Raw genomic sequence first — 25,603 nt, forward strand, 5'->3', positions numbered from 1 at the left:
CGGCGCCACCGTCCGCTGCCGGGGCCGCCGCGCGCCGTTGCGGCCTCGGCGGACAAGCGCATCGTGCTAGGGTCGCCCGCGATGACACCGATCCTGCTTTCCTGGAGCGGCGGCAAGGACGCCGCCTGGACCCTGCGCGCGCTGCGCCGGCGCGGCGACGTCGAGGTCGTCGGCCTGGTCACCACCGTCACCGAAGGCTACGAGCGCGTGGCGATGCAGGGCATCCGCCGCGAGTTGCTGCACGCCCAGGCCGACGCCGCCGGCCTGCCGGTGATCGAGGCGCGGCTGCCGCAGCGCAGCGACAACGCCACCTACGAGGCGGCCTTCGCCGCGGCGCTGGCGCAGGCGCGCGGGCGGTGGCCCGGCCTGGCCGACATCGCCTTTGGCGATCTGTTCCTCGAGGACATCAAGGCCTACCGCGACGCGCTGTGCGCGCGCCTGGGCTGGCGGCCGCACTACCCGCTGTTCGGCGCGGACACCGCGGCGCTGGCGCGCGAGATGCTGGCCGGCGGCCTGCGCGCGTTCCTGGCCTGCGTCGACACCGAACAGCTCGACGGCGGCTTCGGCGGGCGGGCGTTCGACGCGCGGCTGCTGGCGGAGCTGCCGCCGTCGGTCGATCCCTGCGGCGAACGCGGCGAGTTCCACACCCTGGTCGTGGACGGGCCGATGTTCGCCGCGCCGCTGGCGGTCGAGCGTGGGGCATCGGTGCTGCGCGAGGGGCGGTTCCTGTACACCGACTTCGTGCCGGTGTGACCCGCCGGGCGCCGTACGGGCCCGATCCGCGGTACGCGCACGCCCGGCGCGCAGCGCTTCATGGCGGCTCGTGGCGATCCGGGCCGGGCGTCACGCCTGCGGCGGATGCTCCTGCGGCGGCCCGCGCCGCGGCGGCGGCGCGAAACCCTTGCCGCGCAGGCACGCGTCGAGCTTCTGCCGGTCGGGGCGCTTGCCCTCGCCCGCTTCGAGCCGGCGCGGTTGGCCGGGTTCCGGCGGCGGCAGCCCCTGCTCGGCGAAGCAGGCCTCCAGCGCGGCGCGGAACTCCGGGCCCTTCGGCGCGGGCGGCGCGTCGGACGGTTGCGCACCGGCCAGGCCGGCCAGGGCGAACGTCAGCGGCGCCGCGATTCGGGCGCGGCGCGATGCGGGTCGCGACATCGGATTCTCCTTGCGTGCGGTGAGTCGGGTCCCTCGCATCGACCGGCGATGGCGGCCTCCCGGCCCGCGTCCACGCGCCTCGGACGGCCGGCGATGAAAAGGCGGGGAGCAGAAAGGCGAAGGGGAGTACGAAGCGGAGAGAGAGAGAGATGACCTCGGGCTGCCTGCTTCGCCTTCCTGCCCCCCGAACGAGACCACCATCTGTCCGCCCCTGGGCGATTCCGGAGCGGCGCCGCGGCCCATCTCCGCGGCGCCGCTCCGAAAGACCCGGTGCGGAGGGGAATGCACCGTGTCCTCGCCCGGGACGGGGCCAGATTGCCGGCGCGGGATTGCAGGCGATTGGCGGCGCATGGCCGCGCCGGCACAAACGCGGCCGGGTTTAGGCCGCGTTCAATCGCGGCTCGCCCGGGTCCGGAGGAACGACATCCGCGCGTGCCGGGCGGATCGGCTTGCGCGCACCGCTCGGCGTGCCGCACGAAGCGCGACCGCGCGCATCCCCGTAATCGGCGACTCGAAGCGGGCCGCGGGACGCGCCGAACCGCGCCCGGGGCCTGGCGCGGGTCGCCGGCGCCGCTTCTTGTCGGCGCTTGGCCGCCATGTGGCGCCGCGTGCCGGCGCCGACACCGCGCGAAAAACCGTCGCGAAGGCCGCTCGTTAGCGTCGCGCTAAGCCTTCGTTGCGCCGCCGTTACGCCGTGCGAAGGCGACCGCTTCCGGCCGCGCCGGAGGCCCGTCCGTTTCGCAGCCAGGAACCCGATCCGCCCATGAACTCCCACCCGATTTCCGCTTCCCGCACCGCGCTGGCGCTCGCGCTCGGCCTCTGCCTGTACGGCGCCGCCGCGCATGCGCAGGACACCGACGGCGACGCCACCACGCTCGACCGCATCGAAGTGACCGGCTCGCGCATCAAGCGCGCCGACATCGAGGGCGCGTTGCCGATCACCACGATCTCGCGCGAGGAGATCGAGCTCAGCGGCCGTTCCACCGTCGCCGACGTGCTGCAGAGCGCCACCTTCAACTCGTTCGGCTCGTTCGTGCCCAGTTCCGGCAGCTCGGCGCAGTCGTTCTCCGGGCTGAGCCTGCGCGGGCTGGGCGAGGGCCGCACGCTGATCCTGATCAACGGCCGCCGCGTGCCGGTGTCGCCGGTGACCGGCGAGGGCCAGGACCTCAACTCGCTGCCGCTGGCGGCGGTGGAGCGCATCGAGATCCTCAGCGACGGCGCCTCGGCCATCTACGGCGCCGACGCGATCGGCGGCGTGGTCAACATCATCACCCGCAAGGACTTCGAGGGCGTGCAGGTCAGCGCCGAGATCGGCCAGAGCGAACGCGGCGGCAGCGTGGAATCGGGCTCGGCGACGTTCGGCCTGACCCACGACCGCGGCTATCTCACCGCCGGCGTGTCCTATTCCAACCGCGGCATCACCTACTGGCGCGACTACCCCTGGGTCCAGCCGGGCGCGTCGACCTACTCCAACAACTACGTGCGGGTGGCGACCAACCCGGAAACCGGCGAACGGGTGCCGGGCGCCTACCTCTACACCAACGGCAGCGCCGTCGTGCCGGGCGGCTGCTCGGGGGACGGCTTCTACACCAACGCCTCCGGCTCGCTGTGCTACTACGACTTCGTACCGGACGGCGCCGACACCGCCAGCGTCAACATCAAGGGCGCCTTCGCCCGCGGCGAATACCAGCTGAGCGACGACTGGTCGCTCTACATGGACAGCTACTACACCAAGAAGGACAGCATGGGCGTGTACGCGCCGGTGCCGGAGTTCATCTTCGTGCCGGCCGGCAGCCCGAACAACACCACCGGCCAGGACGCCTACATCAAGCACCGTTTCGACGCGCTCGGCAACCGCATCACCTACCAGTACGAGGACACCTACGACCTCGCCGCCGGCCTGCGCGGCCAGCTCAACGACACCACCACGCTCGAGGTCGGCGTCCGCAACACCCAGTCCAAGGTGATGGAGGCCGGCTACAACTACGTCAACATCCCGGTCGCGGAGAAGTACTTCGCCGACGGCACCTACAACGCGTTCTGCCCCTCCTGCAACGCCCAGGAAGTGCTCGACGCGATCCGCACCACCACCGGGCGCAACACCTTCTTCAAGCAGCAGGAGTTCAACGCCCTGCTGAGCGCCGACCTGTTCCGGATGGCCGGCGGCGCATCGGCGCTGGCGCTCGGCGCCGAATACCGGCAGGAGGACTACCAGGACATCTACGACCAGCAGTCGGCGGCCGGCAACGTCGGCGGCTCGTCGGGCAATTCGGCCTGGGGCGACCGCACGGTGTCGTCGGTGTTCGCCGAATGGAACCTGCCGTTCCTGGGCAACCTCGAGGCCGACCTCGCGGTGCGCTACGACCATTACTCCGACTTCGGCGACGCCACCTCGCCCAAGCTGTCGCTGCGCTACCAGCCGATCGACACGGTGACCCTGCGCGCCTCCTACGGCGAGGGCTTCCGCGCGCCGACGCTGCAGGCGCTGAACCAGCAGCCGGCCTTCTCCGCCGACAGCGTGACCGACGCGCCGACCGCGCTCGCCTACGGCCTGCCGGCGAGCACGTCGTTGCAGATCAACGCCTACCACGTCGCCAACCCGAACCTGAAGCCGGAGACCTCCGAGCAGTTCAGCGCCGGCGTCGCCTGGGACGCGACCGACTGGCTGAACCTGACGCTGGACTACTACAAGACACGGATCGACGACCAGATCAAGTGGTATTCCTCGCAGACAGTGATCGACCGCACCAACGAGGGCCAGTACCTGCCGGACCACCTCTACGTCGTGCGCAACGAGGACGGCTCGATCCAGGCCGTGTACGCCGGCTACGGCAACGAGGGCCAGGTGAACACCGACGGCCTGGACCTGAACGTGCGCGCGAGGTTCGACCTGGCCGAGTGGGGCCGCCTGTCCAGCGAACTGCAGGGCAGTTGGGTGCACAGCTACAAGATCAAGGATATCGACGGCGACGACGAGTACGTCGGCACCCACGGCTACCCGGAGTGGCGCGCGGTGGTGCGCAACCGCTGGGACATCGGCGACTTCAGCCTGGCCTGGAACATCAACCTGACCGCCTACAACCCCGCCTACTACGTCGAGTACTACGACAGCTGCGCCGAGGCGGTGGAAGCCGGCGACGCCGACCGCTGCAGCGGCGCCTACGTCACCCACGACGTGCAGTTCGCGTACAAGACGCCGTGGAACGGCCAGGTCGCGATCGGCGCGGTCAACGTCACCAACAAGGACCCGGTCTACGACCCGGCGTACACCGAGGGCTTCTACGACTATCTATACAACGGCTACGGCCGCCAGGTGTACCTGCGCTACACGCAGAACTTCTGATCCGCTCAGGGGAGGAGCGCCGCCGGCGCCGACCGGAGCGCCGGCGACCGGTGGCCGCTTTTCCCGCGGTTTCTCCCGCGGCCGCAGCGCGAGCCGGCGGCGCCGCGGAAGCGGCACGGGCGACCGCACCCGGCCCCGGCGCCCCGGGACCCCGCCCGCGGGCGCCCGCCGCGAGCCGTCCGGCGCCCGCGGTAGCCGACTCCCGGCTGAAGCCCGCGGGCGCGACGGGCGATCGCGTCCCGGCGCGCTCCCTACACTGGCGCGCACGCCTGCTTTCCACGGCCTCCCCTCCCGTCGGCATGGACCTGCAATCGCTCATCCTGGTAGTCGACGACGACCCCGACCTGCGCAAGCTGATCACCGGCTTCCTCAGCGGCCACGGCTACCGCGTGGAGGCGGCGGAGGACGCGAACCAGATGCGGCGGGCGATCGAGGAACTGCGCCCGGACCTGGTGATCCTCGACGTGATGATGCCGGGCGAGGACGGCCTCAGCGCGGCGCGCCGGCTCGCCGCCGAAGGCGGGCCGGCGCTGATCATGCTCAGCGCGCTGGGCTCGGACACCGACCGCATCATCGGCCTGGAGATCGGCGCCGACGACTACTTGGCCAAGCCGTGCAACCCGCGCGAGCTGCTGGCGCGGGTGCGCGCGGTGCTGCGCCGGCGCCGCGCCGAAGCGCACGGCGCCGGCCACGGCAACGTGTACGAATTCGCCGGCTGGCGGCTGGACGTGGTGCGACGCGACCTGCGCGACCCCACCGGCACCTTCATCAATCTCTCCGACGGCGAGTTCTCGCTGTTGCGCACCTTCGTCGAGCACCCGCAGCGCGTGCTCAGCCGCGACCAGCTGCTCGACTACGCGCGCGGCCGCGAAAGCGAGGTCTACGACCGCGCCATCGACAGCCAGATCAGCCGCCTGCGGCGCAAGATCAACGAGCGCGTGCGCACCGAGCTGATCCGCACCGTGCGCAACGAAGGCTACATGCTGCTGCCGACGGTGGTGCGGCTGTGAGCGCGCGCGCCGCCGGCGTCGGCGGGCGTTTGCCGATCTTCGCCCGCACCTTCCTGCTGCTGCTGGCGGCGCTGGTCGCGGCGTACGCGGTGGCGGTGGCCCTGCTGCTGCTGCGCCGGCCCGAGGTGCCGGCCCTGCAGCTCTCGGAAGTGGTGGCGCTGCTGGTCACGCAGATGCCTTCGTCCAATCCGATGCTGCGGGTGCGCGTGCAGCCCGACCCGCCGGCGCCGCCGGCGGCGGACTACCGCAGCCCGCCGCCGCTGCGCGCGCAGCTGGCGCGCTGGCTGGACCTGCCGGAAAGCCAGGTGCGCTTCTACATCGCGCCGCACGGCTGGCTGCGGATGCGCACGCTGCGCACCGGGCCGCCACCGCCAGGCGCGGATGAGCGAGCTCCGCTGGCGGAGCTCGCCGCCGCGTTGCTGCTGCCCGCGCCGGCGCAGGCGCAGGCCCAGGCGGCGCCGCCCCCCGACGCGCCGGGCGCGGTCCAGCCCCCCTTGGTCCAACGCTCGGTGGTCGGCGCGCCGGCGCGGCGCGCGCCGCAGGACCTGCGCTGGCAGCGCATCCGCTTGTTCGGCGCCGGCGCGGACCGGGACGACGACGCGCCGGCGCGGCCGACCCCGGCACCGCTGCCGCGGCTCGGGCCCTACCCGATCCGTTCCAACCCCGGGCCCGGCGCCGTCGCGAACGGCACGGGCCCCGCCGCCGCCGCGGCCGCGGTCGCGCCGGCGCCGGCGGATCCCTCGCTGCCGGCGCTGAGTCCCGACCTGCGCCGCTACCTTCCGCCGTACGCGCAGATTCCCCCGCCGGATGCGGCGCCCGCGCCGGCCAGCGCCGCGTCCGCGCCGTCGCCTCCGCAGCCGTCGGCCCCTGCGCGCGACCGCTCGCGCGCCGTGGCCGCATCCGCCGCCGCGGTCCGCATCGGCACGCCGGAACCGCTCGCCTCGGCCGAGCCGCGGGTGTGGGTCATGCAGTCCGACTCGCTGCTGCCCGGGCCGTTCCTGGCCGCGGCGCGCCAGCCGGACGGACGCTGGCGCGTGGTCGAGAGCGCGGCGTTCGCGCCCGCGCTGATGCCGCAACTCGGCCTGGTGTTCCTGGTCGGCACGCTGGTGCTGCTGCCGCTGGCGTGGTGGTTCTCGCGCGCGTTGGCCGCGCCGATCCTGCGCTTCGCCCGCGCCGCGGACCATATGGGCCAGGACGCGTCCGCGCCGCCGCTGCCGCTGGAGGGGCCGACCGAGATCGTCCGCGCCGCGGCCTCGTTCAATGCGATGCAGTCGCGCATCAACCGCCTGGTGCACGAACGCACGCAGATGGTCGGCGCGATCGCCCACGACCTGCGCACGCCGCTGGCGCGGCTGTCGTTCCGGCTCGACCAGTTGCCGGCGGAAGCCCGCGCCAAGGCCGCGGCCGACATCGCCGAGATGGCGCAGATGATCCAGTCCGCGCTGGAGTTCATCCGCGAGCAGCAGCGCAGCGGCGTGCGCGAGCGCCTGGACCTGCGCCTGCTGGCCGAGAGCGTGGTCGACGACCTGGCCGACCTCGGCCACGACGTGCGCCTGCTGCCCGGCGCGCCGGCGCCGCTGCACGGCGACCCGCTGGCGCTGCGGCGGATGGTCGGCAACCTGGTCGACAACGCGCTCAAGTACGGCCAGCGCGCGCGGCTGCAGCTGCGGGAGGAGGACGACGGCTACGCGCTGTGGATCGACGACGACGGGCCGGGCATCGACCCGGGGCAGCGCGAACAGCTGTTCATGCCGTTCGTGCGCGGCGAGGCCTCGCGCAACCGCGAGACCGGCGGCATCGGCCTGGGCCTGGCCTCGGCGCGCAGCGTCGCCCTCGCCCACGGCGGCGACATCCGCCTCGACAACCGCCCCGGCGGCGGCCTGCGCGCGACCGTGCTGCTCTCGCGCGGCGTGCCCTCGCCACGGCCGTCGCCGGCGTACGCGCCCGAGGCCCAAGGCGTTCCCGCGACGGGTTCGCGCGGATGAGCGCGGCGCCGGCCGCGTGGCGGCCATGTTCCGAGCACGGGTTGCCGGCGCGCAGCCGCGGGCAGGGGCTTGCGCGGCACGCCGCACGTACGCCCACGCCGGTTCTTCGGCGGCGTCCTGCCACCGAAGGTCGCGCAAGCCCGCGCCTCCGGCTGCCCGTGGGCGAGCGCGTGGAGGGCGAACGCCGGGCCCTTCGTTGTCCGGCCGGAAGGGGTCCCCTCGCCACGCCCTGGGGCGAGGCGCGGCATCGCATGGCGCGGGCGGCAATCGTCTCGTCCGCGCCTCGCCCGCGCGCTCCGCGGCAGGACGGACTCAGTACGCGAACTCGCGGAACAGCCGGTCGATGTTGCCGCCCCACTCGCCGTGGTACAGCGCCAGCTTGCGTTCGGCCGGGGTGGTGCCGAGGGCGGCGAATTCCATCAGCGGCTCGAGGTAGATCGACTCGTCGGCGCCGTTGCGGTTGATGCGCGCGCGGCGCTTCAGGCCGTGCGCGGCGATCTCCAGCGTCCGCCGCGCCAGGTCGAGCACGGTGCCGCCGCGGAACGGCAGCTTCAGCGCGTGGCGCGGCACGCCGTCGCGCAGCGCGTGGCGCTCCTCGCGGGTGAAGTCCTTGACCAGGTCCCAGGCCGCGTCCAGCGCCGCGTCGTCGTACAGCAGGCCGACCCACAGCGCCGGCAGCGCGCAGATCCGGTTCCACGGCCCGGAGTCGGCGCCGCGCATCTCCAGGTATTTCTTCAGCCGCACTTCGGGGAAGGCGGTGGTGCTGTGGTCGGCCCAGTCGCGCAGCAACGGCCGCCGGCCCGGGTACGCCGGCAGCCTGCCGTCGAGGAAGTCGCGGAACGACTGCCCCGAGGCGTCGATGTAGCGGCCGTCCCGATACACGAAGTACATCGGCACGTCGAGCAGGTAGTCGACGTAGCGCTCGTAGCCGAAGCCGTCCTCGAACACGAAGTCGAGCATGCCGGTGCGGCCCGGGTCGGTATCGGTCCAGATGTGCGAGCGATAGCTGAGGTAGCCGTTCGGCCGTCCTTCCGCGAACGGCGAATCGGCGAACAGCGCGGTCGCCACCGGCTGCAGCGCCAGGGCGACGCGGAACTTCTTGACCATGTCGGCCTCGGAGCCGACGTCCAGGTTGACCTGCACGGTGCAGGTGCGGGTCATCATGTCCAGGCCGAGCGAGCCCACCTTGGGCATGTACTCGCGCATGATCTTGTAGCGGCCCTTGGGCATCCAGGGCATGTCCTCGCGCCGCCATTTGGGCTGGAAGCCGACGCCGAGGAAGCCCAGCCCCATCGGCTCGGCCACCGCGCGCACCTCGTTCAGATGGGTCGAGGCTTCGGTGCAGGTCTGGTGCAGGTTGTCCAGCGGCGCGCCCGACAGTTCCAGCTGTCCGGCCGGCTCCAGCGACACCGAGGCGCCGTCGCGGCTGAGCGCGATCACCCGCCCGTTCTCCACCGCCGGGGTCCAGCCGAACCGGGTCAGGCCCTTAAGCAAGGCCTCGATGCCGCGCTCGCCATCGAACGGGGGCGGGCGCAGGTCGTCGGTGCGGAAGCCGAACTTCTCGTGCTCGGTGCCGATCTTCCAGTCCGCGCGCGCGCGCACGCCCGAGCTGAGGAACTCGACGAGCTGGGCTCGTCCTTCGACCGTCACTTCCTGGACCTGGCTGGGACCGGACACTTGCACCTCGCACGAAGAATCCTCTGCAAGGCCCGATGCCTTGCTCGCGCGATGCGGAGCCATTGCGCGGAAGGCCGCCGCCCGGCGGCCCGCCCGCGCCGCCTAGCCGCGCCGCGAGCCCCGGCAGTGTAGCCGGGCGCGCCCGGCGAGCAACGTCGACGCTGCAACGCTGTAGCCCGGCGCGGCCGCTGGCGCCGCGGCGAATTCCCGCTCCCGCGTGGCGCCGACGCGCATCGGCGGCGCGTGGCGTGGCGCCGCGGAGCCGGCGGATCCTATGCGCTCGCCGTTCGCCGCCGGCGCGGCTCGCGCGTGCCGGCCGATTCCGAAACGCCCCGGGCCTGCCGTCGCGGCGGCCTTCGCCCATCGCCGCGGCGCCCGATGCGGCGCTGCCGCATGCCCGCCGCGCCGGCGGCCTCTACACTGCGCGCCATGTCGCCCGTGCAGTTCCAGGTCCGCAGCAAGAAGACCAAGACCACTTCGCTCGACATCGCCCACCGCGCCGGCGTGTCCCAGGCCACGGTGTCGCGGGTGTTGCGCGGCAGCCCACTGGTGAACGCCGAGACCCGGCGCCGGGTGGAGGCCGCGGTCCGCGAGCTCAACTACAAGGTCGACCGCCACGCCTCCTGCCTGCGCACGCAGCGCTCCGGCACCCTGGCGCTGCTGCTGTTCGAGGACCCGACCCCGGACGAGTCGCACATCAATCCGTTCTTCCTGTCGATGCTCGGCTCGATCACCCGCGCCTGCGCCAAGGCCGGGCAGGACCTGCTGGTCTCGTTCCAGCAGCTGTCCGACGACTGGCACGCCGACTACGAGGACAGCATGAAGGCCGACGGGCTGATCCTGCTCGGCTACGGCGACTACCTGGCCTACCAGGGCAAGCTGGAGAAACTGGTCGCGCAGGGCACCCGGTTCGTGCGCTGGGGCGCGGTGCTGCCGGAGCAACCCGGGCTGTCGATCGGCTGCGACAACTTCAACGGCGGGCGCCTGGCCGGGGCGCACCTGGCCGGGCTCGGGCGGCGCCGGGTCGCGTTCCTGGGCGGCGCGTCCAGCGGCTGCCCGGAGTTCCTGGAGCGCTTCCGCGGCTGCGACGCGGCCCTGCGCGAGGCCGGCGGCGGCGGGCTGGCCCCGGCGCTGCAGGTCGATGCGGAGAGCTCGGAGGAGCACGGCTACCGCGCCGCGGCCGAACTGCTCGCGCGCGGCCACGCCTTCGACGCGGTGTTCGCCGCCAGCGACCTGATCGCGATCGGCGCGATGCGCGCGCTGTCCGAGCACGGCCTGCGCGTGCCGGAGGACGTCGCGGTGGTCGGCTTCGACGACATCCCGATGGCGCGCTTCGCCACGCCGGCGCTGACCACGGTGTTCCAGGACACCCAGCGCGCCGGCGAGCTGCTGGTGGAGACGCTGATGAAGCTGGTGCGCGGCGAGCCGGCCGAGAGCATCACCCTGCCGGCCTCGCTGGTGGTGCGGCGGTCCAGCGGGGCCTGAGCCCCACTCGCGCGCGCTACCGCGGCCGCCTCCGCGCCGCGCGCATCGCCGCGCCGAGCGCCTGGCGCAGCTGCGGCTGGCGCACCTCGCCATCGAGCACGTACACCTCCACGCCATGCGCCGGCACCGTGGCGCGCAACGGCGCGCCCTCGTCGACCGCGACCGCGCCGCCGCCGACGGCCGCGCGCCAGACGCCCGGCTGCAGCATCTTGGCGATTTCGAACCGCGCCGGCGCATCGCCCTTGTTCAGCAGCACCAGCGCGGTCTGGGCGACGCCGCCGCGCTGCAGCACGCGGTAGAACGCGGCGCGATCGCCCTTCAGCTCGAGGTTGACCTGCAGCCCGCGCTGCAGCGCCGGCGTGGCCGCGCGCACGCGGGCGATGCGCTTGAGGTTCTCGCGGATCGGGTGCCCGGCCGCCGCGGCGATGCGTCCGGCGCCGAAGTAGTTGCGGTTGCCGGCGTGCTCGGCGGCGCCGCGCATGAAGCCGACTTCCGAGCCGTAGTAGACCACCGGGATGCCGCGCGCGGTGAACAGCCAGTTGTGCGCGTCGATGAAGCCCTCGTCGCTGGCGTCCAGGCGCGGCATGTCGTGGTTGTCGTAGAAGGTCATCAGCTCGTACGGATTGGCGTACGGCCCGCCCTGCAGGTACAGCCGGGCCTCGAGCACCTCGAACCCCGCGCGCTTGCGGCCGAAGGCCTGCTCCAGGCGCTCGCGCAGCGGGAAGTCGAGCACGCTGACGTCCGCGTTGCGCGCCCAGGTGTGCTCGGCGATCTTGCCCGGGTCGTAGTCGAACGCCTCGCCGAACATGAACATGCCCGGCCTGCGCGCGCGCAGGCGGCCGACGAATTCGTGCCAGAACGGGTGCGGCAGCCAGCCGATGGTGTCGATGCGCAGCGCATCGGCGCCCTGGTCGATCCACTGCGAGTACGCGCCGACCAGGTACTCCATCACCGCCGGCTCGTTCTCGTTGAAGTCCGACAGCTCGGCCAGCCCGGGCCTGGTGTTGTAGAAGCGGTGCAGCGGGTTGCGCCCGGGCTCGAGCTGGCCGGGCGGCCGGTTCTGGTGGTCGGCGACGAGCCGCCCGTCGCGGTCGAACACCTGGCCGAACTGCGGCTGCGGCGCCGGCATCGTGTACGCCGGCGAGCCGTGGTTGGCGACGATGTCCAGCACCAGCTTCATGCCCCGGCCGTGCACCGCGTCGGCGAGGCCGGCGAAGTCCAGGCCCGGGCTCGGCAGGTGTTCGTCGAGGCGGTAGAAGTTCACGCCCCAGTAGCCGTGGTAGCCGGTCTTGCCGCCGTCGGTCAGAAACCCGCCCTTGCGCGCCGGCTTGCCGCCGGTGAAGGCCTGGTCCGGGTTGTCGACGATCGGCGTGATCCACAGCGCGGTGAAGCCCATGTCGCGGACGTAGTCGAGGTGCTCGACGACGCCCTTGAAGTCGCCGCCGAGGTAGCCGACGTTGTCGCCCTCCTCCGAGCCGGGGGTGGGCCGGTCGAAGGTGCGCGTGGCCGGGTCCGGGCCGCCCTGCTCGCGCTGGTCGTTGCCCGGGTCGCCGTTGACGAAACGGTCGGTGACGACGAAGTACACCGCCTCGGAGGCGAACGGCTCCAGGGTGCCGTAGTACTCGTCGGCCGCGGCGGCGGGGCCGCTGGCGCTCAGCAGCGCGAACAGCAGGGCGGTCTTGCGCATGGAACCTCTTTCGCGGACGGGGGAAGGACGTGGGCTCATCCCGCCGCGGCCGGCGCCGGCCGCGCCTGCGGCTCGGGCACGCGCAGCACGCACAGGCCGGCGACGAGCAGGCTGACCCCGCCGATCGCCAGCGCCTGGATCGGCTGCCCGCCGAAGAAGGCCTTCAGCAGGAAGCCGAGCAGGCTGGCCGCGACCAGCTGCGGGATGACGATGAAGAAATTGAAGATGCCCATGTACACGCCCATCTTCTCCGCCGGCACGCTGTCGGACAGCAGCGCGTACGGCAGCGACAGGATCGAGGCCCAGGCGAAGCCGACGCCGAGCATCGACAGCAGCAGCCACTGCGGGTCGCGGACCAGCAGGAACGAGAGCAGCCCGGCGCCGCCGAGCCAGACGTTGACCAGGTGGCTGGCGCGCAGGCCCAAGCGGCGCACCATCGCCGGGATGACGAGGGCCGCCAGCGCGGCGAAGCCGTTGTAGGCGGCGAACAGCACGCCGACCCAGTTCGCGCCCTCGTTGTACGCCGCCGAGCCCGGGTCGCGGCTGCCGTAGTGGGTCGCGGTGACCGCGCCGGTGGTGTAGATCCACATCGCGAACAGCGCGAACCAGGAGAAGAACTGCACCACCGCCAGCCGCCGCATCGTCGCCGGCATCGCCTGCAGGTCGCGCACGATCGACGCCAGCATCCGCTGCGGGCGCAGGAAGCGTGCCGCCCGCAGCAGCGCCCCGTAGGCCAGCAGCATGCCGGCCAGCACGTACAGCATCCGGTCCCAGCCGAACGCGGCGATCGCGGCGGCGCCGAGCGCCCCGGCGGCGATCCAGCCCCGGCCGTCCGCGCCGGCGCCGGCCGGCATCGCCGCGCCCGGCGGCGGCGGCCGCGCGTGGTCGAACGCGCGCAGCGCCTCGGGCGGGTACTCGCGCGTGCGCAGCACGGTCCAGCCGATCGCCAGGAACATCACCGCGGCGCCCGAGTAGAACGCGTAGCGCACCGTGTCCGGCACCTCGCCCGGCGCGGCGGTGTTGGCGACGCCGAGCCGCGCCAGCAGCCACGGCAACAGGCTGGCGACCACCGCGCCGACGCCGATGAAGAAGCTCTGCATCGCGTAGCCGGCGGGCCGCTGCGGCGGCGGCAGCTGGTCGCCGACGAAGGCGCGGAACGGCTCCATCGCGATGTTGATCGAGGCGTCCAGCACCCACAGCGTGCCGGCGGCGATCCACAGCGCCGGCGAGTGCGGCATCGCCAGCAGCGCCAGCGAGGCCAGGAGCGCACCGGCCAGGAAGTACGGCCGGCGCCGGCCGAGGCGGTTCCAGGTGCGGTCGGACAGGTGGCCGACGACCGGCTGCACGAGCAACCCGGTCAGCGGCGCGGCGATCCACAGCCCCGGCACCAGGTCCATGTCCGCGCCCAGGGTCTGGAAGATGCGGCTGACGTTCGCGTTCTGCAGGGCGAAGCCGAACTGGATGCCGAGGAAGCCGAAGCACATGTTCCAGATCTGCCAGAACGTCAGCGGCGGTTTTGCGGTCATGCGCGGGGGCTCCCGGTCGCGGAACGAAATCGGAGCGCGGCCGTTCCCGCGGAGGCGGGGACCCCTCGGCTTTTCTCGCGCGAAGTCACGGCGCTCCCGCCTTCGCGGGGACGGCGCCGGAGGAGGTCGCGGCGGCGACCGGCACGATGCGCAATGCGCCGATCCGCGCCTCGTTCAGCGGCCCCTCGGCCCCGCCCCGGCCGCCGGTGTAGCGGGCGAAGTGGCGCAGGTACGACATGTTGAAGCCGTCGCGCAGCTCGAAGCGGCATTCGGCGCCCGCGTCGAGCTCGACCACGACCGCGTTGGAGCGCTGCGCGCCCTCGCCGTGCGGCATCACCAGCGGCCCGTCCTGCGGCGGGCGGCCGGCGCATTCGACCACCAGCCGCTTCACCGCCGCGGTGATGCCGGTGTTGATCGGCCCGTTCGCGTTGGCGAAGTCGACCGACAGCGCGTAGCGGCCCGCGGCCGGTGCGCGCCAGCGGCGCGGCCAGGCGCCGTCGAGCGCGACGTCCTCGCCGACGCAGCGGGTCGGGCCGTGCAGCGACTCCAGCCCGTTGCCGCCGACGCGGGTCAGGCTCAGGCAGCGTTGCGCGGCGCCCTTGGGCAGCGCGACCTCGACCGGCTGCGCCGCGGCCTCGCGGTGCAGCGCGCCGTCGAGATAGAGCCGGTGCCGCGCCGGAACGGCGATGCGCCATTCCTCGCCCTCCTCGCGCAGCGGCGGCGCCTGCGGCGACGGCGGCGCGAACGCCGCCGCGTCGCGCGCCAAGGGCGCCGCCCCGGTCGCGCGCGCGGGCACCAGCCGCACGTGCAGCGCGGCGCCGTCGCGCCAGGTCGTGCCGGCCACGTACAGCCGGCCCCCGGCCTCGGGCCGGTGCAGCACCACGCCACGCTCGCGCAGGTCCAGGGCGATCGTCTCGTCCTCGCCGAACAGCAGCGGCACCAGGCCGCTCGGCAGCTTCGGCGCGACCGTGCCGTCCGCCTCCACGCCGAACACGCCCTCGACCACCATCTGCAGATAGCCGGCCACCGACCACAGCTGCCGGCGCGAGTTCACCACCGGCCCGCTCAGCGCGCCGTCCTCGAAGCGCACGTCCTGCGTGGTGAGCTCGAAGTTCTCCATGTTCGAACCGGCCAGCGCCGCGCCGCGGACCAGCGAGCGGATCTCGTGCTCGATGCGTTCGGCGTGCTCGAGCCGGCGCGCGGCGCGCAGCGCGTAGGCGGACACGAACGGCCAGATCGCGCGGTTGTGGTAGATCGCCACGTCCGGCTGCTGCGGCCAGATCACCGGGCTGCCCGCCTCGCCGGCCGGGTAGCGCGACAGCGCGCGGCGCGCGCGCTGCGGCGGCGCCAGGCCGCTGTCGATCAGCAGCGCCAGGCCGAGCAGGTCGTAGGCCTCGAACGGCACCGGATGCGCGGCGGTTCCGACGTAGCTCATGTACAGGCCGCGGTCCTCGCGCCAGAACGCGCGTTCGATCGCCTGCGCCAGCGCCGCCGCCTGGGCCGCGTAGCGTTCGGCGCGCGGATCGCCGCGCTCGCGCGCCAGGCGCTCGCCCAGGCGCAGCGCGCGGTAGTGCAGCACGTTGGTCGACAGCGCGAACGACTGGCCGATGAAGCCGACGTCGTTCGCGGTCCAGCGCGGGTAGGACTGCTCGCGCCAGTCCAGGAACGAGGTCTCGCCGCGGTACAGGCCCATCCGCGGGTCGAAGGCGTATTGCCGGTCCTGGGCCAGGGTGTCGGCCAGCGCGGCCCAGACCTCCTCGGCGAAGCGGCGCGCCTCGTCATCGGCCCCGTCCTCGCCCTCGAGCAGGCGCTGCGCGGCGAGGAACCAGACCACGCGGTCGGTGCTGATCGGCCAGCTGCCGCCGGAGCCGGTGTCCTGGGCCACGTACCGGCCCTGCGGCGCGCCGGGCGCGCGCACGCCAGACAGCTTGAAGCGCAGCGAGGCGCGGGTGCGCTCGGGCGCGAAGCGCGCCAGCGCCAGGTCGGCGGCGTAGGACACGTCGCGGGTCCACACGTAGGGCCACTTCTCGCCGGTCTCGAAGCAGGGGCAGGCGATCGGCCGGCCGCGGTCGAACGCGGCGTCGCGGATCGACTCGACCTGGGCCTGCGCGAGTTCCTCCTGGGCCAAGGCGAACAGCGCGTCGAACAGGGCGTTGGCGGTGCGCGTGCGCATCGGCGGCCGGGGCAGTTCGCGCACGGCGCCGGTGGCGTCCTGCAGGCGGTAGCCGTCGCCTTCGCGGCTGGCGCGCGCGCGCCGGCCCTGCCAGAGCAGGTCCGCGCCGCGCGCGTCGAGGGCGAAGCCGCCGGGCAGGCGCGGCGCATCCGCCGGCGCGGCGCCGTGCGCGCACGCGGCGCCGGGCGCGGCCACGGCCGCGGCCGCGAGCAGCAGCGCCGCCCATCGCCGCGGGCGCGCGGCGGGCTTGCCCGTGCTGTCCGTCCGCTTCGTCCGCATGGCCTGTGGCATCTCCCGAGGAAGTCGCTGGTCCGGGAACCGCATGGTAGTCGCGACCGCCGGCGGGCGCCGCCGCTGCATACGTATTCATCGGCGCGCCGCCGGCCGCGGCGATCCGGGCGGGGAGCCGGCATGGAATAGTGGCGCCCCGTGCGCGCCCCGCGGCGCGCGCGGCCGTTTTCTATCTCACGCACCCGGGACCGAAGGATGACGATGGCGGAATGGTGGCGCGGCGCGGTGATCTACCAGATCTACCCGCGCAGCTTCCTGGACACGAACGGCGACGGCGTCGGCGACCTGCCCGGCATCGTCGCCGGGCTCGACTACGTCGCCAGCCTCGGCGTCGACGCGATCTGGATCTCGCCGTTCTTCAAGTCGCCGATGGCCGACTTCGGCTACGACATCGCCGACTACCGCGACGTCGACCCGCTGTTCGGCACGCTCGCGGACTTCGAGCGCCTGCTGGACAAGGCGCACGCGCTGGGCCTGCGGGTGATGATCGACCAGGTGCTCAGCCATACCTCCAGCGAGCACGCCTGGTTCAAGGAAAGCCGGGAGAGCCGCGACAACCCCAAGGCGGACTGGTACGTCTGGGCCGACGCCAAGGCCGACGGCACGCCGCCGAACAACTGGCTGTCGCTCTTCGGCGGCGTGGCCTGGAAATGGGAGCCGCGCCGCGGCCAGTACTACCTGCACAACTTCCTGTCGTCGCAGCCGGACCTGAACTTCCACAACCCGCAGGTGCGCGCGGCCACGCTCGACAACGTGAAGTTCTGGCTCGACAAGGGCGTCGACGGCCTGCGCCTGGACGCGATCAACTTCTGCTTCCACGACCGCGAGCTGCGCGACAACCCGCCCAAGCCGGCGGAGCTGCGCACCGGCCGCGGCTTCAGCCCGGACAACCCGTACGCGTTCCAGTACCACTGGTACAACAACACCCAGCCGGAGAACCTCGCCTTCCTGGAGGAATTGCGCGCGCTGCTCGACCGCTATCCGGGCGCGACCACGCTCGGCGAGATTTCCTCCGAGGACTCGCTGGCGACCATGGCCGAGTACGTCACGCCGCGTCGCCTGCACATGGGCTACAGCTTCGAGCTGCTGACCGACGACTTCAGCGCGGCCTACATCCGCGCCACGGTGGAGCGGCTGGAAGCGACCATGACCCAGGGCTGGCCGTGCTGGGCGATCTCCAACCACGACGTGCGCCGCGCGGTCTCGCGCTGGGGCGGCGACGGCCCCGGCCACGACGACCTGGCCAGGCAGCTGGTCGCGCTGGTGTGCTCGCTGCGCGGCTCGGTGTGCCTGTACCAGGGCGAGGAACTGGGCCTGCCCGAGGCCGAGGTGCCGTACGAGGCGCTGCAGGACCCCTACGGCATCGCCTTCTGGCCCACGTTCAAGGGCCGCGATGGCTGCCGCACGCCGATGCCGTGGAACGGCGGGCCGCAATCCGGCTTCAGCCCGGTCGCGGCCTGGCTGCCGGTGCCCGATGCGCATGCCGCGCGCAGCGTCGCGGCGCAGGACGCGCTGCCGGACTCGGTGCTCAACGGCGTGCGCCGCCTGCTGCGCTGGCGCAAGGCCCATCCCGCCTTGGTGCTCGGCGCGATCGAGTTCGTCGACGCGCCCGAGCCGGTGCTCGCGTTCGTCCGCCGCCATGCCGAGGAGGCGTTGCTGGTGGTGTTCAACCTCTCGGCCGAGGCGGTGCGCTGGCCCGTGCCGGCCCCGCTGCGCGGGGCGCGGCCGCTGCGCGACCACGGCCTGCGCGGCGGCGAGCTCGCCGACGGCGCGCTGCAGCTGCCGGGCCGCGGCGTGTTCTACGCGCGCCTGGACTGACCGCTGACGAATCGACCACGGGCGCGCCGCGCATGTCCGCCGGCGGCAAGCGCACACGCGGGCCCGCGCCGCCCCGATCGCCCGCCGACCGCCACCCGCCCTGTACGGGTCCGCCGGGGGTGCTTCGCGGCAAATCCGACGGCCGCGCCATGAATACGTATGCAAAGGCCCTTGTGCCGCGATGGCTGGCACTACCATCGCGCTACGTTGCGGCGTCCGTGCGCGCCGCGCATACCGGGCCCCGGCGATCGCGCACCGACGCACGGCGGCCGACATAACGATCACGAGAGCATTGGGAGGGGTGATGTTGCAACTCAAGCGCAATCTGTTGAGCGCCGCGCTGGCGTCGGCGACGCTGCTGATGGCCGCCGGCGCGCAGGCGCAGGACGCCGCGCCCGCGGACCAGGACGCCACCGACCTGGACACAGTGGTGGTCACCGGCATCCGCGCCGGCATCGAGGGCGCGATCTCGACCAAGAAGGAATCCACCTCGATCGTCGAGGCGATCTCGGCCGAGGACATCGGCAAGCTGCCCGACATCAGCATCGCCGAATCCATCGCCCGCCTGCCCGGCATCTCCGCGCAGCGCGTGGGCGGCCGCGCCCAGGTCATCAGCGTGCGCGGCCTGTCGCCGGACTTCGCCACCACGCTGCTCAACGGCCGCGAGATGGTCAGCACCGGCGACAACCGCAGCGTCGAGTTCGACCAGTACCCCGCCGAGCTGATGAGCGGCGTGACCGTGTACAAGACCCCGGACGCGGGCCTGGTCGGCCAGGGCCTGTCCGGCACCATCGACATGCGCACCGTGCGGCCGCTGGACTACAGCGATCCCGTGGTGGCGGTGAGCGGGCGACTGCAGCGCAATTCGCTCGGCGACGCGGCCAACGCCGACGACGACGGCAACCGGATCAACGCCAGCTACATCGGCCAGTTCGCCGACCGCACCCTCGGCCTGTCGATCGGCTACTCGCATACCGAGCTGCCGATCCAGGAGAACCAAGTCGGCCTGTACGAGCCGTGGCGCGAGACCACCGCCTCCGGCGACAACTTCCGCAACGGCGTGCCGGCCGGCGTGTACTTCTCCGACGGCATCAAGGCGCTGCGCCGCACCGGCGACATCGAGCGCGACGCAGTGATGGCGACGCTGCAGTACCGCCCGTCCAACGACTGGACCAGCACGCTCGACCTGTTCCACAGCAAGGCCGAGCAGGAGGACACCGCGAACCAGTTCGAGGTCAACTTGAGCGGCTACAACGGCGTCGACGACCCGGACGTGCTCACGCTCGACCCGCGGATCAACGGCAACGGCACGTTCACCGGCGGCACCGCGACCAACGTGTACCCGCTGGTGCGCGGCATGTACCGCAAGCGCGAGGACAAGATCGAAGCGGTCGGCTGGAACAACGACTTCAACCTCGGTCCGGCGCGGGTGAAGGCGGACATCGGCTGGTCGCGCGCCGAGCGCGAGGAGCTGCTGTTGGAGAACAACACGCAGATGATCCCGCGGCCGCAGCTGGACAACGTCCACCTCTCGTACGACAACAAGGACTTCTCCCAGCTGAGACCGGGGCTGGATTACTCCAACCCCGAGCAACTGTTCCTCACCAACACCATCTACGGCTCCGGCTACGGCAAGGTGCCGCGCGTGGAGGACGAGCTGAAGACCTACACGCTGGCCGCCTCGCTGCCCGCGCCGCAGGCGCTGGGCTGGCTGTCGGACATCGATGTCGGCCTGAACTATGCCGACCGCCAGAAGCAGAAGACGCAGCCGGAAGGCAACATCAACCTGGGCGCGCAGGGCGACACCCCGATCGCGCGCGACCTGCAGTACGGCCTGGTGAACCTCGGCTTCGCCGGCGTAGGCTACATCCCGTCGTGGAACGTGCCGGCCGCGATCGCGCGCTACATGAGCTTCGAACCGCGCGACGACCTGTCCTACCTGATTCCCAAGGCCTGGACGGTGGACGAGAAGCTCACCACCGGCTACGTGCGCGCCAACATCGACGCCGAATGGGGCCCGGTGGGCGTGCGCGGCAACATCGGCGTGCAGATCCAGCACGCGGACCAGTCCTCGCGCGCGAACTACTGGGACGGCACGCGGCCGGAAGGCAGCCAGGTGCGCCCGATCGAAAACGGCAAGACCTACACCGACTACTTGCCGAGCCTGAACCTGGCGTTCCTGTTCCCGCACGACCAGACCCTGCGCCTCGCACTGGCGCGCCAAGTCGCACGCCCGCGCGTGGACCAGCTGCGCGCATCGCTGGAATTCGGCGTCGACACCACCACCGGCCGGCCCGGCGCCTCGGGCGGCAACCCCGAACTGGATCCGTGGCGCGCCAACGCGTTCGACATCTCTTACGAGAAGTACTTCGGCAACAAGGCCTACGTCGCCGCTGCCTACTTCTACAAGGACCTGCGCAGCTACATCTACACGCAGACCAACGACAACTACGACTTCTCGGACTTCGTCGCCGACTACGTGCCGGCGCCCGGCGAGCCGCCGACCCAGACTCGCGGCAACTTCACCGCGCCGTACAACGGCCAGGGCGGCAAACTGCAGGGCCTGGAGCTGAGCGCCTCGATCCCGCTGGACCTGCTGTGGGCACCGCTGCAGGGTTTCGGCGTGGTCGCCAGCGCCAGCTTCAACGACAGCGACATCAAGATCGTCGACCCCGACAGCGCCTCCAGCGTCGGCAGCGGCCCAATCAGCCTGCCGGGCCTGTCCGACGAGGTCTACAACCTGACCGCCTACTTCGAGCGCGGCGGGTTCGAGGCGCGGGTGAGCCAGCGCAAGCGCTCGGACTTCATCGGCGAGATCGGCAATTTCGACGGCAACCGTACCCTGCGCTACGTGGTGGGCGAGGACCAGGTCGACGCGCAGATCCGCTATACCTTCGGCGAAACCAGCAGCCTGGCCGGCCTGACCCTGCTGTTCGAGGCCAGCAACCTGACCAATTCGCCGTACCAGACCTACGCGGGCACGAAGGACCGGCCGCTCGAGTACATCGAGTGGGGTCGCACCTACCTGCTCGGGCTGTCCTACAAGTTCTGACCGCCGCGGTCGTGGCGTACCGAGGCCCCGCCTACCCGGCGGGGCCTTTTCGTTTCGGCCGGTGCGGCGGCGATGCGTGGCGCGGAGGCGGTCAGTCGCCCCGCTACAGCCCCAACCAGCCGGCCACGACCGCGCGCAGTTCGTCCACGCCCTGCTTGGACTCGCCGGAGAAGGCCTGCACGCTCACCGTGTCGCCGAACGCGGCCGCCAGTTCGCGACGCACCGCCTGCAGCTGCTGCGCCTGCTGGCCGCGGCCGAGCTTGTCGGCCTTGGTCAGCAGCGCGTGCGCCGGCAGGCCGCGCGCGACCGCGTAGCCGAGCATCTGCCGGTCGTAGTCCTTGAGCGGATGACGGATGTCCATCACCACCACCAGCCCCTTCAGCGCGGCGCGGTGGCGGAAGTAGCCGTCGATGAAGCCCTGCCAGTGCGCCTGCAGTTCCTGCGGCACCTTGGCGTAGCCGTAGCCGGGCAGGTCGACCAGGTAGCGCGCCGGCGCCGTTTCGGGCGGGGTGAGGTCGAAGTAGATCAGCTGCTGGGTGCGGCCGGGCGTCTTCGACACCCGCGCCAGCGCGTTCTGCTGGCACAGCGCGTTCAGCGCGCTGGACTTGCCGGCATTGGAGCGGCCGGCGAAGGCGACTTCGTAGCCGCCGTCGGGCGGCAGTTGCGCGGGCGTGTGGGCGGCGAGCGCGTAGCGGGCGCGGGCGAACGGATGGGCCATGCGGACAAGGATCGCACGCGGCGTCGCATTCGTCGCCCGCGCGGCCTCGTGCGGCCGACCGCCGAGCGCGCGCGACGGGAACGCGCGGCGGCCGGGACCGGGGGGAAGAGCGGACGCGCGAGTCGCCGTTCCGCATCGCCGCCCGCAGGCCGCGCGGCGCCGCAGGCGCTCTTCGGCCCCGGCCGGCACCGCCCGGCGCGGCGTCGGCCCGCTTCCGGTGGCCGGGCCGAGGCAGGCGGGCGGCTCGCGTTGACCGGCTCGGGGCGGCGCGTCGATAATTCCGCGGTTCCGGCGTCCGCCTCGCGCGCGCCTCCCGTGTTTCGGAGCCCAGCTAGATGAGCCAAGCCCGCGTGTTCGGCATCCTCGGTCTCGCCGCTGTCGCGGCCGCGGCCGTCGCCTACGCCCAGACCACGGTCAACCCGGTGCCGGACAACGCGCCGGTGCAGACGGCGCCGCTGAACGCCGCGCCGGAGAAGGTGGTCTGGGGCGATCCCAAGGCGGGCCAGGCCAAGGCCGGCACCTGCGCCGCCTGCCACGGCGTGGACGGCAACCCGAGCGATCCGCAGTACCCGCGCCTGGCCGGGCAGAGCGAGCGCTACATCGCCCACCAGATCGCGCTGTTCAAGAGCGGCGAGCGCAACACCGGCATGGCCGCGGTGATGAAGCCGTTCGCCGACGCGCTCAGCGCCCAGGACGCGCGCGACATCGGCGCGTACTTCGCCACCCAGAAGGCCGGCGCCGGCGTGGCTGACGATACCGTGATCGCCACCGGCCCGAACGCCGGCAAGAAGTTCTACCAAGTGGGCGAACAGCTGTTCCGCGGCGGCGACGCCACGCGCGGCATCCCCGCGTGCATGGCCTGCCACGGCCCGGACGGCGCCGGCAACCCCGGCCCGGCCTATCCGCACATCGCCGGGCAGATGGCCGCGTACACCCAGCGCCGTCTCGAGGAGTACCGCGCCGGCACCACCCACCAGCGCGACCCGCACCTGTTCAACGTGATGGCCGCCGTGGCCAAGCAGCTGACCGACGAGGAGATCGGCTCGCTGGCCAGCTACCTGCAAGGCCTGCACCCGAGCCGCGACGACGTCGCCGCCGCCGCCCTGCCGGCCGCGGACGCACCGGCCACGGCACCGGCCGCCCCGACGGCGCCGGCCGCTCCGGCCCCGGCGCCGCCGGCACCTGCCGGGCAGCCGCCCGCGCCGGCCACCGGTTCGTGAACTCGCGCCGGCGGCTGCGGTCGCAGCCGTCGGTCCCCAGCGTCCCGCGCGCCGGTCGTGATCCACGGCCGGCGTTCTTTTTTCCGCTTCCCGACGAATCCGCCGCGATGATCCGACGCCCGCTGCTCGCCCTGCTGCTGTTCGCCCTTTCGCCGCTGGCCCTGGCCACCCCGGCCGCGCCGGCGCCGGTGGAAGGCACCGACTACGAGGTCATCGCCGACGGCCGGCCGTTCGCCCCGGTCAAGGGCAAGGTCGAGCTGGTCGAGGTCTTCGGCTACACCTGCCCGCATTGCGCGCACTTCCAGCCGCAGCTCGACGCGTGGCTGGCGCGCCAGCCCCGGGACCTGAACTTCGTCGCCCTGGCGGCGCCGTTCGGCGGCTACTGGACGCCCTACGCCAAGGCCTACTACGCCGCGGAAACCCTGGGCGTGGCCAAGCGCAGCCATGCGGCGATGTTCGCCGCCCTGCACGAGGAAGGCAGCCTGCCGCTGCGCAACGCCACCGCGGCGGAGATCGCGCCGTTCTACGCCCGCTACGGCGTCGACCCGGCGCGCTTCCTGGCCGCGCTCGACGGCCCGGCGGTGCAGGAGAGGATGCGCCGCGCCGACGAGTTCATCCGCCGCAGCGGCGTCGAGGCGACGCCGACGCTGGTGGTGAACGGCAAGTACCGCGTGACCGGCCGCAGCCTCGAGGACAACCTGCGCATCGCCGAGGCGCTGATCGCGCGCGAGCGCGCGGCGCGCTGAACGTTGCGCCGCCGCTCCCGGCGATGCGGCCGCGCGGCGGGTATCCTTGCTCCGATCCTCCGGCCGCGCCCCGCGGCCGGCGCTCCTTTCCGTTCCAGCCTGCGGAGATCCGACCCATGACCTCGCGCCCGTACCGTTTCGCGGTTCTGCTGACCGCCCTGCTCGGCCTGGCCGCCTGTTCGCAGCAGCAGGCCCCGGCGCCGGCCCAGACCGCGCCCGGCACGCCCGCCGCCGACAGCGCGCCGGCCGCCGCGCCGGCGCCCGCGCAGGCCGCCGCCCAGCAGCCCGAGCCGGCGGCGCCGCCGGTGCCGGCCGCCGCGCCGACGCCGCCGCAGGGCCCGGCGCCGGTGGCCGGCACCGACTACGTCGAAATCCCCGGCGGCCAGCCGTACGAGCCGGCCAACGGCAAGATCGAGGTGGTCGAGGTGTTCGGCTACACCTGCCCGCACTGCGCGCACTTCGAGCCGCTGGTGGAGGCCTGGCGCGCCAGGCAGCCGGCCGACGTGAAGTTCATCGCCCTGGCCGCGCCGTTCGGCGGCTACTGGGAGCCCTACGCCAAGGCCTTCTTCGCCGCCCAGGCGCTGGGCGTGCAGGAGCGCAGCCACAAGGCGGTGTTCGACGCGATCCACGTGCAGCGCACGCTGCCGGTGCAGCCGCTGCCGAGCAACGAGCAGATCGGCGCGTTCTACGCCCAGTACGGCGTCGACGCCAAGCAGTTCGCCAACACCATGGCCAGCTTCGCGGTCGGCGCGAAGATGAAGCGCGCGCAGCAGTTCATCATGCGCAGCGGCATCGACGCCACGCCGACGCTGGTGGTCAACGGCAAGTACCGGATCACCGGCAAGAGCTTCGAGGACACGCTGCGCATCGCCGACCACCTGGTCGCGCAGGAGCGCGCGAAGCTGGCGGGCGCCGCCGCCGGCGGCTGAGCCCGCGCGGACGACATGGAGCCCACCCGCCGGCTGCGCCTGCTCAGCGCCAACATCCAGGCCGGTTCGAGCACGCGCGGCTACCACGACTACGTCGCGCGCAGCTGGTCGCACGTGCTGCCGGCGGGGAACAAGCGCGGCAGCCTGGACGCGATCGCGCAGCTGGCGGGGATGCACGACATCGTCGGGCTCAACGAAAGCGACCCCGGCAGCCTGCGCTCGGGCTTCACCAACCAGACCCATTACCTGGCCCAGCGCGCCGGCTTCGACTACTGGAGCCACCAGCCGAACCGGCGCGTCGGCCGCTTCGCCTCCAGCGCCAACGGCCTGCTCAGCCGGATCGAGCCGCGCGAGGTGGTCGACCACCCCCTGCCCGGCCGCATCGCCGGCCGCGGCGTGCTCCTGGCGCGCTTCGGCGACGGCGACGACGCGCTCACCGTGGCGGTGGCGCATCTTTCGCTCGGCGCGGCCTCGCGCGCCGCGCAGCTCGGCTTCATCGCCGAGCTGCTGCACGGCCAGCGCAACGCGGTGCTGATGGGCGACTTCAACTGCCCGCTCGACCGGCCGGAAATGCAGGTGCTGTTCCGCCGCACCCGCCTGCAGCCGCCCGGCGGCGTGGTGCCGACGTTCCCGAGCTGGCGCCCGCAACGCGCGATCGACCACATCCTGGTCGGCGACGGCCTGCGCGCCTCCAACCTGCGCGCGCTGCCGGCGGCGCTCTCCGACCACCTGGCGCTGTCGCTGGAGCTGGAGGTGCCGGAGCAGGCGTTGCGCTGAACGCCGCCTTCGCATCG

16 protein-coding genes and 1 pseudogene are annotated in these 25,603 nt (G+C 72.9%); 11 read left to right on the forward strand and 6 right to left on the reverse strand.

The genetic code is table 11. From position 1 onward, the window contains the following. The first annotated feature begins 81 nt into the window (after positions 1-81). Positions 82-753 (forward strand): Dph6-related ATP pyrophosphatase, encoded by a 672-nt coding sequence (locus tag EDC50_RS14055; RefSeq protein ID WP_123771108.1) that lies wholly within the window; start codon positions 82-84, stop codon positions 751-753. Positions 754-843: 90 nt separating this feature from the next. Here EDC50_RS14055 and EDC50_RS14060 read toward each other — a convergent pair whose 3' ends face one another. Continuing rightward, positions 844-1,149: a hypothetical protein gene (locus tag EDC50_RS14060; RefSeq protein WP_123771109.1), complete on the reverse strand. Its 306-nt coding sequence runs from the start codon at positions 1,147-1,149 to the stop codon at positions 844-846. A gap of 763 nt (positions 1,150-1,912) precedes the next feature. Between EDC50_RS14060 and EDC50_RS14065 the strand changes: the two genes are divergently transcribed. From EDC50_RS14065 to EDC50_RS16715, 3 genes and pseudogenes are all read left to right on the forward strand, one after another. Continuing rightward, positions 1,913-4,492, forward strand: a complete 2,580-nt coding sequence (locus tag EDC50_RS14065) for a TonB-dependent receptor plug domain-containing protein (protein ID WP_123771110.1) — start codon at positions 1,913-1,915, stop codon at positions 4,490-4,492. Between the two features lie 299 nt (positions 4,493-4,791). Then, on the forward strand, positions 4,792-5,502 hold the full coding sequence (locus EDC50_RS14070; RefSeq protein WP_123771111.1) for a response regulator: 711 nt from the start codon (positions 4,792-4,794) through the stop codon (positions 5,500-5,502). Beyond that, positions 5,499-7,403: pseudogene (locus tag EDC50_RS16715) on the forward strand (sensor histidine kinase); the annotation flags it as partial. The gene EDC50_RS14070 and the pseudogene EDC50_RS16715, both read left to right, overlap by 4 nt. Before the next feature lie 396 nt (positions 7,404-7,799). Here EDC50_RS16715 and EDC50_RS14080 read toward each other — a convergent pair. Next, entirely contained in the window at positions 7,800-9,164 is a 1,365-nt protein-coding gene (locus tag EDC50_RS14080) for a glutamate--cysteine ligase (protein ID WP_123771195.1), read from the reverse strand. A gap of 429 nt (positions 9,165-9,593) precedes the next feature. On the opposite strand from EDC50_RS14080, the gene EDC50_RS14085 reads away from it, so the two are divergent. Further along, entirely contained in the window at positions 9,594-10,649 is a 1,056-nt protein-coding gene (locus tag EDC50_RS14085) for a LacI family DNA-binding transcriptional regulator (RefSeq protein ID WP_123771112.1), read from the forward strand. A gap of 16 nt (positions 10,650-10,665) precedes the next feature. Here the strand turns inward: EDC50_RS14085 and EDC50_RS14090 are convergent, their stop codons facing one another. The 3 genes from EDC50_RS14090 to EDC50_RS14100 form a co-directional block, all read right to left on the reverse strand. Further along, positions 10,666-12,336, reverse strand: a complete 1,671-nt coding sequence (locus EDC50_RS14090; protein ID WP_123771113.1) for an alpha-amylase family glycosyl hydrolase — start codon at positions 12,334-12,336, stop codon at positions 10,666-10,668. 35 nt (positions 12,337-12,371) lie between these two features. Further along, entirely contained in the window at positions 12,372-13,862 is a 1,491-nt protein-coding gene (locus tag EDC50_RS14095) for an MFS transporter (protein ID WP_123771114.1), read from the reverse strand. 85 nt (positions 13,863-13,947) lie between these two features. Next, positions 13,948-16,314: a glucosidase family protein gene (locus tag EDC50_RS14100; RefSeq protein ID WP_244922530.1), complete on the reverse strand. Its 2,367-nt coding sequence runs from the start codon at positions 16,312-16,314 to the stop codon at positions 13,948-13,950. A 207-nt stretch (positions 16,315-16,521) separates the two neighbouring features. On the opposite strand from EDC50_RS14100, the gene EDC50_RS14105 reads away from it, so the two are divergent. Both EDC50_RS14105 and EDC50_RS14110 read left to right on the forward strand, forming a co-directional pair. Next, positions 16,522-18,144, forward strand: coding sequence for an alpha-glucosidase family protein (locus tag EDC50_RS14105; RefSeq protein WP_123771115.1), 1,623 nt, complete (start codon positions 16,522-16,524; stop codon positions 18,142-18,144). Positions 18,145-18,448: 304 nt separating this feature from the next. After that, complete coding sequence (locus EDC50_RS14110; RefSeq protein ID WP_123771116.1) at positions 18,449-21,196, forward strand: TonB-dependent receptor; 2,748 nt, start codon at positions 18,449-18,451, stop codon at positions 21,194-21,196. Between the two features lie 103 nt (positions 21,197-21,299). On the opposite strand, the gene yihA is transcribed toward EDC50_RS14110, so the two are convergent. After that, positions 21,300-21,914, reverse strand: a complete 615-nt coding sequence (gene yihA, locus EDC50_RS14115) for a ribosome biogenesis GTP-binding protein YihA/YsxC (protein ID WP_123771117.1) — start codon at positions 21,912-21,914, stop codon at positions 21,300-21,302. A 335-nt stretch (positions 21,915-22,249) separates the two neighbouring features. Here yihA and EDC50_RS14120 point away from each other — a divergent pair, with 335 nt between their 5' ends. From EDC50_RS14120 to EDC50_RS14135, 4 genes are all read left to right on the forward strand, one after another. Next, positions 22,250-23,134: a c-type cytochrome gene (locus tag EDC50_RS14120; RefSeq protein ID WP_123771118.1), complete on the forward strand. Its 885-nt coding sequence runs from the start codon at positions 22,250-22,252 to the stop codon at positions 23,132-23,134. Between the two features lie 107 nt (positions 23,135-23,241). Continuing rightward, on the forward strand, positions 23,242-23,880 hold the full coding sequence (locus tag EDC50_RS14125) for a thiol:disulfide interchange protein DsbA/DsbL (protein ID WP_123771119.1): 639 nt from the start codon (positions 23,242-23,244) through the stop codon (positions 23,878-23,880). Positions 23,881-23,996: 116 nt separating this feature from the next. Then, positions 23,997-24,809, forward strand: a complete 813-nt coding sequence (locus tag EDC50_RS14130; RefSeq protein ID WP_123771120.1) for a thiol:disulfide interchange protein DsbA/DsbL — start codon at positions 23,997-23,999, stop codon at positions 24,807-24,809. 39 nt (positions 24,810-24,848) lie between these two features. Next, positions 24,849-25,586, forward strand: a complete 738-nt coding sequence (locus EDC50_RS14135) for an endonuclease/exonuclease/phosphatase family protein (RefSeq protein WP_170167642.1) — start codon at positions 24,849-24,851, stop codon at positions 25,584-25,586. Positions 25,587-25,603: the final 17 nt, after the last annotated feature.

The organism is Vulcaniibacterium tengchongense, from assembly GCF_003814555.1.
GTDB classification, from domain to species: domain Bacteria; phylum Pseudomonadota; class Gammaproteobacteria; order Xanthomonadales; family Xanthomonadaceae; genus Vulcaniibacterium; species Vulcaniibacterium tengchongense.